This window comes from Caulobacter sp. 17J65-9 (assembly GCF_010975005.1).
Taxonomy (GTDB): domain Bacteria; phylum Pseudomonadota; class Alphaproteobacteria; order Caulobacterales; family Caulobacteraceae; genus 17J80-11.
Genome location: NZ_JAAIVC010000153.1, coordinates 1 through 9,077, shown reverse-complemented (window position 1 = coordinate 9,077; position 9,077 = coordinate 1). Strand labels below are relative to the sequence as shown.

The 9,077-nt window shown below is 71.1% G+C and carries 7 protein-coding genes; 3 read left to right on the top strand and 4 right to left on the bottom strand.

The genetic code is table 11. The annotated features are described in order from the left end of the window. Window positions 1–279: 279 nt before the first annotated feature. On the top strand, window positions 280–792 hold the full coding sequence (locus G3573_RS17550; RefSeq protein ID WP_163262985.1) for a cytochrome c family protein: 513 nt from the start codon (window positions 280–282) through the stop codon (window positions 790–792). A gap of 184 nt (window positions 793–976) precedes the next feature. On the opposite strand, the gene G3573_RS17545 is transcribed toward G3573_RS17550, so the two are convergent. From G3573_RS17545 to G3573_RS17530, 4 genes are all read right to left on the bottom strand, one after another. After that, window positions 977–1,405: a hypothetical protein gene (locus G3573_RS17545; protein ID WP_163262983.1), complete on the bottom strand. Its 429-nt coding sequence runs from the start codon at window positions 1,403–1,405 to the stop codon at window positions 977–979. Between the two features lie 126 nt (window positions 1,406–1,531). Continuing rightward, on the bottom strand, window positions 1,532–4,687 hold the full coding sequence (locus tag G3573_RS17540) for an efflux RND transporter permease subunit (RefSeq protein ID WP_163262981.1): 3,156 nt from the start codon (window positions 4,685–4,687) through the stop codon (window positions 1,532–1,534). Next, window positions 4,684–5,826 carry an efflux RND transporter periplasmic adaptor subunit gene (locus tag G3573_RS17535; protein ID WP_163262979.1) on the bottom strand — a complete coding sequence of 381 codons (1,143 nt, stop codon included), beginning with the start codon at window positions 5,824–5,826 and terminating at the stop codon, window positions 4,684–4,686. Before G3573_RS17535 ends, G3573_RS17540 begins: the two co-directional genes overlap by 4 nt. A 374-nt stretch (window positions 5,827–6,200) precedes the next feature. Next, window positions 6,201–6,968 (bottom strand): class II aldolase/adducin family protein, encoded by a 768-nt coding sequence (locus tag G3573_RS17530; protein ID WP_163262977.1) that lies wholly within the window; start codon window positions 6,966–6,968, stop codon window positions 6,201–6,203. A gap of 139 nt (window positions 6,969–7,107) precedes the next feature. On the opposite strand from G3573_RS17530, the gene G3573_RS17525 reads away from it, so the two are divergent. Further along, entirely contained in the window at window positions 7,108–8,193 is a 1,086-nt protein-coding gene (locus G3573_RS17525; RefSeq protein WP_163262974.1) for a DUF2336 domain-containing protein, read from the top strand. 32 nt (window positions 8,194–8,225) lie between these two features. Continuing rightward, window positions 8,226–9,008, top strand: coding sequence for an NAD kinase (locus G3573_RS17520; protein WP_163262972.1), 783 nt, complete (start codon window positions 8,226–8,228; stop codon window positions 9,006–9,008). Window positions 9,009–9,077: the final 69 nt, after the last annotated feature.

Here is a 9,077-nt window from a genome sequence, read left to right as displayed (position 1 = left end):
GCAACCGGGCGCGCCGCGCCGCGTCGCCGCCGCCGCGCCGCCGGTCGTCCAGGCCTCGGTCCGCTCGGACGAGCCGCCCGCCAAGCCCCGCCGCGGGCGCTGAGCCTAAGTTCTTCCTCCACCCTGGCCCGCCGGTCGGGACGTTCGCCCCCGACCGGCGTCTTTTTTTTCAGCTAGCCCGAGGAAGACCGACAGCTTGCAATCCGCGCCGGACGGCGTGCCATGAGGATCGAACGGCGGTATAGCGACGCTCGACGAACCGCCGACAGGAGACCGCCCATGCGCCGCCCCGCCCTTCTCGTCCTCGCCGCCTCCGCCGCCCTGACGCTGGCCGCCTGCGGCCCCAAGCAGGAGAAGACGGCCGAGGCCCCGGCGGCCGAAGCGCCCGCCCCCTCGGCGGCGCCGATCCCGGTCCCGCCGACCGAAGACCAGGCCAAGGTGCTGGCCACCTTCCCGGCCCCGTACAACACCGCCGACCTGGCCAACGGCAAGCGCGTGTTCGCCCGCTGCCGCTCCTGCCACAGCCTGACCGAGGGCGGCCCGAACATGACCGGCCCGAACCTCTACGGCGTGTTCGGCCGCAAGGCCGGCTCGAAGGCCGACTACAACTATTCCGACGCGGTGAAGGCCGCCAGCTTCACCTGGGACGCCCAGCACCTGGACGGCTGGCTGTCCGACCCGAAGCACTTCCTGCCCGGCACCAAGATGTCCTTCGCCGGCGTGCACGACGCCAAGGACCGCACCGACCTGATCGCCTACCTGATGACCGAAACGGGCCACCGGCCCGGCTGAGGTCTCCCGTCCCGACCGGGAGACGCCGCGTAACGCGCGGCCTGGGGTCCGATCCGCGGTTTCCTCCCCGCCGGCTCGGGCCCTTTGCCGTTTTGATCTCCCCCCGAGCGAAGCGCTGGGGGGAGCAGGCGGCGAAGCCGCCGTGGGGGGCTCCAGCGGAGCGCGCGGTTACCGGCGCGCCGGACTACAAGGCCGCCGTGATCGCCGCGGTGATCTCACCGGCCAGATAGCGCGCGTCGCCCTCCAGTAGCGCCGTCGAGATCGTCCGGCGCCGTCCGGACCGGAGCTCGACGATCACGTCGCGACCGCCTTCCCAAGGGGTGGCCTTGCTCAATTGATCCTGGACGGACTGGATCTCGCCCAACGGCACGCGCCATTGGCCCGCGAACACAAGGCTCCCGCTTCTGATGAGAACCGCCTTGCGGCCAGACAGGAGGCGGAGCGCCAGACCTGCCAGCCACAGCAGGACGAAGGGAAAGCCCATCAACGCGGCGGCGAGCATCCCGCCCGTCCGCCCACTGCCGGCTACCGCCTCGAGGAGCCCGCCGTACCGCGCGATCGAGCCGTAGATGAGCGCGCCATACATGAGGCCGAACGGGAGGAAAGCGAACACGCCGATTTTCCACGGCGAGTACTTCGCGACGACAAGCGTTTGAATGCCTAAGCCCCCAAGAGGCGCTTCGATCTCTACCGAAGCGATGCGTCGGAGCCGGCCGTCAGGCCGGCCCCGCGCAGGTCACTACTCCGCCGCTTCTTCCAGCCGGTCGTTGGCGACCTTTTCGCCCTCTTCCCAGGCCTCGATCGCGCGGGCGGTGTGCTCGGGCGACTTCGTGAAGCGCGCGAGCAGGTTGTAGAACATCGGCACCACGAACAGGGTCAGCAGGGTCGCGAAGATCGCGCCGGTGAAGATCACCACGCCGATGGTCTGGCGGCTGGCCGCGCCGGCCCCTTCCCACAGCACCAGCGGCAGGGCGCCGAAGGCGGTGGCGATCGAGGTCATGATGATCGGGCGCAGACGAAGCGAGCTGGCCTCGATCACCGCCTCGCGCACGGAGCGGCCCTCGTCGCGGAGCTGGTTTGAGAACTCCACGATCAGGATGCCGTTCTTGGCGGCGATGCCGATCAGGATGATCAGGCCGATCTGGCTGTAGATGTTCAGGCTGGAGCCGGCCATCAGCAGGCCGAACAGCCCGCCCAGCGCCGCCAGCGGCACGGTCAGCATGATGATCGCCGGGTTGATCCAGCTTTCGAACTGGGCCGCCAGCACCAGGAAGACCAGCAGCAGGGCCAGGCCGAAGGCCACGCCGACGGCGCCGCCGGCTTCCAGCAGGTCGCGGGCCTGGCCGCCCCAGCGGACGGACGGGCCGGCCGGCTGCTTGGTCGCCTCGGCCTGGAAGAAGCTGACCGCGTCCTTGACCGTGTAGCCGGGCTGCAGCTCGGCGGTCAGGGTGATGGCGCGCAGGCGGTCCAGACGCTTGCGGTCGGGCGTGTCGCCCTTCAGCTCGGTCTTCACCACCGAGGCCAGCGGCACCAGCTGGCCTGAAGCGGAGCGCACGTACAGCGAGTTCAGGTCCTCGACCCCGCGGCGCTGCTCCAGGTCGGTCTGCAGGCGCACGTCGTACTCCTGGCCGCCCTTGATGTAGGTCGTGGCCCGGCGCGAGCCGAACATGGTCTCCAGCGCACGGCCGATGTCGGTCGAGGAGACGCCCAGCGCGGCCGCCTTCTCGCGGTCGATGTCGACCAGCAGGCGCGGCGCGTTCGGCTCGTAGTCGAGGCGCGGACGCACCAGGCCCGGATTGTCGTTGGCCGCCTGCAGGATGGGCTGCATCCAGCGCTGCAGTTCGTCGTAGTCGGTGCCGACCGCGATGAAGTCGACGTTGGCGCCGCCGCCCCCGCCGCCACCGCCGCCGCGCTGGAACGGGCCTCGCACGGAGGCGATCACGCGCGCGCCGGTGATGCCCGACAGGCTCTTGTTCAGGCGCGCGGCGATCTCGTCGGCGGACTCGGAGCGGTCGGCCATCTCGTTCAGCACCAGCACGCCGCTGCCGCCGTTGAAGGTGGCGCCGCCGAAGCCCGGCAGGCTGATCATGTAGCGCTCGGCCGGACCGCCGTGGCCGACTTCCTTGGCCAGCGCCTTCTCCAGCTGGTTGGCCTGCTTGACCATGTAGTCGTAGCCGGCGCCCTCGGGGCCCTGCAGGCGCACGTCCACCCGGCCGCGGTCTTCCGGCGGCACCAGCTCCTGCGGCAGGGCGAAGAACAGGCCCGCCGCCGACAGGGCGGCGACCAGGGTCAGGCCGCCGACGGCCACGGCCGCCGACTTCTTGCCCAGCAGGGCGTCCAGCGAGTTGCGGTAGGAGTCGCGCAGGGCGTCCATGGCGCGGTCGACGTGGCGGGCGATGAAGCCCTCGCCGTGGGCCGGACGCAGCAGCTTGGACGCCAGCATGGGCGACAGGCTGAGCGCCAGGAAGGCGGAGAAGGCCACGGCCGCGGCGATGGCCGCCGCCAGCTCGACGAACAGACGGCCGATGTAGCCGGGCAGGAACAGCAGCGGCGCGAACACCGCGATCAGCACCATGGTGGTGGCGACGACGGCGAAGAACACCTGTTTCGCACCCCGTTGCGCTGCAACGGGGGCGGGCTCGCCCTCGTCCACCCGGCGCTGGATGTTCTCGACCACCACGATGGCGTCGTCGACCACAAGGCCCACGGCCAGCACCAGGCCCAGCAGGGTCAGCAGGTTCAGCGAGAAGCCCAGCGGGGCCAGCACGATGAAGGTCGCCAGCAGACAGATCGGGGCGACGATGGTCGGCACGATGGCCGCGCGCAGCGTCCCCAGGAAGATGAAGTTCACCAGGCCGACCAGGGCCAGCGAGATGCCGATGGTGATCCACACCTCCTTGATGGCCTCGGAGGTGAAGCTGGAGTTGTCGACGATGACTTCCAGCTTGGTGCCCGCCGGCAGGCCCGGCCGGACCTGCTCCATGGCCTCGCGCACGCCCTTGGAGATCTCCAGGTCGTTGGCCTGGGACTGGCGGGTGATGCCGATGCCGACCTGGTCCAGGCCGTTGGAGCGGAACAGGCGGCGGCGCTCGGAGGCGGCCTCCTCGACGCGGGCGACGTCGCCCAGGCGGGTGACGTAGCCGTTCGCGCCCGGCTTGCCGATCGGCAGCTGGGCGAAGTCCTGCGGCGTGCCGTAGCTGCGCGCCACGCGGATGGTGAAGTCCTTGTCCTGGCCTTCCAGATAGCCGGCCGGCAGCTCGGCGTTCTGGCTGTTCAGGGCGGTTTCGACGTCCTGCACGGTCAGGCCGCGGGCGGCCAGCTGGTCGGCGTCCAGCCAGATGCGCATGGCGTAGGTCTGGTCGCCGAACACCCGCACCTGGCCGGCGCCCGGCACGGTGGAGAAGCGTTCGACCAGATAGCGCTCGGCGTAGTCGGTCAGCTCCAGCCGGCTCATCTTGTCCGACGCGAAGCTGAGGATGATCACCGGCGAGGCGTCGGCGTCGGCCTTGGCCACTTCCGGCGGGTCGGCCTGCTCGGGAAGGCTGCGCACCACGCGAGAGACGCTGTCGCGCACGTCGTTGGCGGCGTCGTCGATGTTGCGGTCGAGCGAGAACTCGAGCGAGATGTTGGAGCGGCCGTCGCGCGAGGACGAGGTGATCCGCTGCACCCCCTGGATGCCGGCCACCTGCCGCTCGATCACCTCGGTGATGCGGTTCTCGATCACCTCGGCGGAGGCGCCGGTGTAGCTGGTGGTGATCGACACGATCGGCGGGTCGATGTCGGGCAGTTCGCGCACCGGCAGCATGAAGAACGCCGCCAGGCCGACCACGCAGAGGATGATCGCCGCGACCGCGGCGAACACCGGACGTCGGACGGACAGGTCCGAAAGGGTCATCGAGCCGCGCCCTGCTTGGAGCCTTTGCCGCCGCCGTGGCCGCCGCCTTCGCCGCCCTTCGCGCCGGCCAGGCGCACGGGCTGGTTGGGCTGCACCCGGTTCAGGCCGTCGGCGACGATCTTGTCGCCGGCTGTCAGGCCGTCGCGGATCTCGATGAAGCCGCCCTCACGCGAGCCCGGCAGCACGACCAGGCGCTGGGCCACGGTCTTCTCGCCCTGCGGCGTGATCTTCATGACGAAGGCGGTGTCGGCTTCGAACTGCACGGCCGATTCCGGCGCGGCCAGGGCTGTGCGCGAGCCGTGGTCGAGGCCGACCCGGATCAGCATGCCCGGCTTGATGCGGCCGTCGGCGTTGGAGAATTCGGCGCGCGCGGTCAGCGCGCGGGTGGCCGGGTCGACGCGGGTGTCCAGCACCGCCACGCGGCCGTTCAGGGTCACGCCCGGCAGGGCGTCGGCGGTCGCCTGGATCGGCGCGCCGACCTGCAGGATCGGCAGGTAGCGTTCCGGCACCTGGAAATCGACCTTGATCACGCTGAGGTCGTCGAGGGTGACGATCGGGGTGCCGGGGCTGACCAGCATGCCCGGCGCGGTGTCGGACAGGCCCACGGTGCCGGCGAACGGCGCGCGGATCACGCGGTCCAGCTTGCGGGAGTTCTGGGCGACGACGGCGGCCTTGGCGCGCTGCCATTCGGCCTTGCGCTGCTCGGCCGTGGCGCGGGGCGCGATGCCCTTGTCGGCCAGGGTCTGCCAGCGCTTGTATTCGGACTCGGCCAGGTCGGCGGTGGCCTGGGCCTGCATGACGTCGGCGTCCTGCTGGCGGGTGACCAGCTCGACCAGCACGGCGCCCTTCTGAACCGACTGGCCCGGACGGAAGTGCACGGCGGCGATCAGGTCGGCGGTCGGCGCGGTGACGGTGATCGACTCACGCGCCTTGGCCTGGCCCAGAACTTCGACGCGATCCACGAACGGACGCGGCGCCACGACGTACTGGGTGACCTGGGCGCCGCGGCCGCCGCCGCCGCCGCCGCCCGGACCGCCCGGGCCCTTGTCGCGCCCGAAGGCGAGCTTCATGCCGCCCGCCACGCCCATCGTCAGTACGACGGCGATCGCCGCGACCAGGAAAAAGTGTCGCTTAAACAAGGCCGGCCCACTCCCCGTAGCCATAGGCGTTTGATCGCCCGTCTTAACGCGTCGGTCCCCGTGTGCCGACGGACCGTTACCGATTGATGACGTCCCAACTACCTGCGGAGTCGGGCGTCGTCGAGGCGCCGACGATCACGCCTGCGCTATACGGAAAAAGGGCGTTCCGCAAAACGGATCGCCCCTCCCCGGTGAGTTTTAACGACCTACTGTTGGGAATCCGTCGCAGAAATCTCGCGCGGCGCCCCGCACGCTCCCAAAACGGGCTCCGCGCCTTGCGTCGAAGGGCCACGCCCGCGCGCGGGGGCTCGGGAGCGGGGTCCGGAGTCTTTCGGACCGCGCTTCAGGGGATGTGGCGAAGCCGGACGCGGCGCTTACGCGTCGTAGCCCGGCAGCTCGCGGTCCAGCCGGCGCAGGAAGCCCGGCCAGGCCAGGCCGGAGATGAAGCCCATGCCCATGCCGCCGACCTGCTTGACCTCTTCCTGGGCCGCTTCCGGCGCGGTCAGCACGCCGTCGCGGCCGGCCGCCAGGGCCATCACCTGCTGGGCGCAGGCGCGCTCCAGGAAGAACATGCCCAGCCACGCCTCCGCCGCGGTCGCGCCGGCCGACAGCGTGCCGTGGTTGCGCAGCAGCATCAGCTTCTTGTCGCCCAGGTCGGCGACGATGCGCTCGCGCTCCTCCAGGTTAAGCGCGATGCCCTCGTAGTCGTGATAGGCCAGTTGCGGGCGCACCAGCAGGGCGTGCTGGGTCAGGGGCAGCAGGCCGTCCTTCATGGCCGCCACCGCCACGCCCTGGTCGGAGTGCAGGTGCATGACGTAGTGGGCGTCCTCGCGCGCGGCGTGCACGGCCGAGTGGATGGTGAAGCCCGCCGGATTGATGAAGCTGGTGGTCTCCTGGACGACGTTGCCCTCCAGGTCGACCTTGACCAGGCACGAGGCGGTCATCTCGCCGAAGAACCAGCCGTACGGATTGATCAGGAAGTGCTTCTCCGGCCCCGGCACGCGGGCGGAGATGTGGGTGAAGATGGCGTCGTCCCAGCCGTGCAGGGCGACCAGCCGGTACAGCGCCGCCAGCTCGACGCGGGTCTTCCACTCCGCCTCGCTCACCCGCCCCTTCAGGGAGGTCTGCGCGCCGTCCGCCATGGTCGTCTCCTCGGTACTCTTCTCTCGTTGGCGGGGACCGTCGCGCCGTAAGTGATCAGCGTCAAGATTGAGCGGTCGTTAAGGCTGTTTTCATTAACGACGGCGATGGTCCGAACGCTCTCAGAAGCGGGGAACGTGCGTGTCGGCGGCGGTTAAGACGGAAAGCCTGCTTCTACTGGCGCAGAGCCGCCAGGCGGGGGACCGCGAGCGGCTGCTGCTGGCCATCGCCGACCTGTGCGACGGCGCGCCCGAAGCCGGCCGCCCCGAGATCCAGGCCCTGCTGGGCGACGTGTTCATGACCCTGGTGGTCGACGCCGAGCGCGACATCCGCCGCGCGCTGGCCGAGCGCCTGGGCCGGGTCGACTGGGCTCCGCGCGGCCTGATCCACGTCCTGGCCCTGGACGAAATCGACATCGCCCGCCCGATCATCGCCGCCAGCCCGCTGCTGGACGACGCCGCCCTGGTGCGCGTCGTGGTCGAGGCCACCCTCGAGCACCAGATCGAAGTCGCCCGCCGGCCGTTCATCGGCGAGAGCGTGGTCGACGCCCTGATCGACCACGCCGGCCCCGAGGCCCTGGTCGCCCTGGCCGCCAACGACACCGCCGCCACCACCGACGACAGCCTGGCGCGCCTGGTCGACGCCTCGCGCCGCATCGCCGCCCTGCGCTCGCCCCTGGCCCGCCACCCGCGCCTGACCCGCCAGCTGGCCGAACAGCTCTACGCCTGGGTCGGCCAGGCGCTGCGCCAGGCGATCGTCTCGCGCTTCCGCATCGACGTGACCGTGTTCGACAGCGCCCTCAACGACGCCGTTCAGGCGGCGATCGGCGGGGCGCCGCGCGCCGCGCCCGTCGAGGACGCGCAGTCCGAGGCCCGCCTGGTCGCCAAGCTGCAGGCCGCCGGCCAGCTGCGCCCCGGCTACCTGGTGCGCGTGCTGAAGGAAGGCCAGCTGGGCCTGTTCGTGCAGGCCCTGGCCACGCTCGGCGAATTCGACGCCTCCGACGTGCGCGCGGCGCTGCGCGCCCGCACCGCCGAGCCGCTGGCCCTGGCCTGCGCCGCCGTCGGCATCGACCGGGTGGTGTTCCCCGACATCCTGGCCCGCGTCATGAGCCTGAACGCCGGCCGTCCCGGCGGCGCCGTCGACGCCGGCAAGCGCACGGCCGCGGCCTTCTCCCTCGCGCCGAGGGAGGCCGCCGACGCCTTCCGGATGGTCGTCGAACGGATTTGACAGAACGGCCCGGCGCAGCTGCAACTGGCTTCATGCATCCGCCGCACACCCTGATCCGGCGCCTCGCCTTCACCGCCGCCGACCGGCCCGAGGCCCAGGAAGCGCGCGAGCGGCTGGCCGCGATCTATGGCGACACGCCCGAGGCCCAGGCCGAGGTGGTGGTCGCGCTGGGCGGCGACGGCTTCATGCTGGAGACCCTGCACCGGCACCTGGCCGACGGGCGGCCGATCTTCGGCATGAACCGCGGCTCGGTCGGCTTCCTGATGAACGACTATGCCGAGGACGGCCTGCTGGAGCGGATCAACGCCGCCGAGCAGACGGTCATCCACCCGCTGGCCATGGACGCCCACACCATCCACGGCGAGACCCGCCGCGCGCTGGCCATCAACGAGGTGTCGCTGCTGCGCCAGACGCGCCAGACCGCCAAGCTGAGCATCTCGGTCGACGACAAGGTGCGGCTGGAGGAGCTGTCCTGCGACGGCTGCCTGGTCGCCACCCCGGCCGGCTCGACCGCCTACAACCTCTCCGCCCACGGCCCGATCATCCCGCTGGGCGCCTCGCTTTTGGCCCTGACGCCGATCAGCGCCTTCCGCCCCCGCCGCTGGCGCGGCGCGCTCCTGCCCCACACCGCCCAGGTGACCTTCGACGTGCTGGAGGCCGACAAGCGCCCGGTCAGCGCGGTGGCCGACAACTTCGAGGTCCGCGACGTCGCCCGCGTCACCGTCGCCGAGCAGCGCAACATCTCGCTGGTCATGCTGTTCGACGCCGGCCGCACCTACGAGGAGCGGGTGCTGGTGGAGCAGTTCTCGGCGTGAGCGCCTAAATCCTCCCCCACTGGGGGAGGGGGACCATGCGAAGCATGGTGGAGGGGGCTCGCCCTGGCG

What these genes read in the sequence shown, in the direction of transcription:
- G3573_RS17550 (WP_163262985.1), top strand. Translation starts at nt 280, where the DNA reads ATGCGCCGCCCCGCCCTTCTCGTCCTCGCCGCCTCCGCCGCCCTGACG.
- G3573_RS17520 (WP_163262972.1), top strand. Translation starts at nt 8,226, where the DNA reads ATGCATCCGCCGCACACCCTGATCCGGCGCCTCGCCTTCACCGCCGCC.
- G3573_RS17540 (WP_163262981.1), bottom strand. Translation starts at nt 4,687, where the DNA reads ATGACCCTTTCGGACCTGTCCGTCCGACGTCCGGTGTTCGCCGCGGTC.
- G3573_RS17530 (WP_163262977.1), bottom strand. Translation starts at nt 6,968, where the DNA reads ATGGCGGACGGCGCGCAGACCTCCCTGAAGGGGCGGGTGAGCGAGGCG.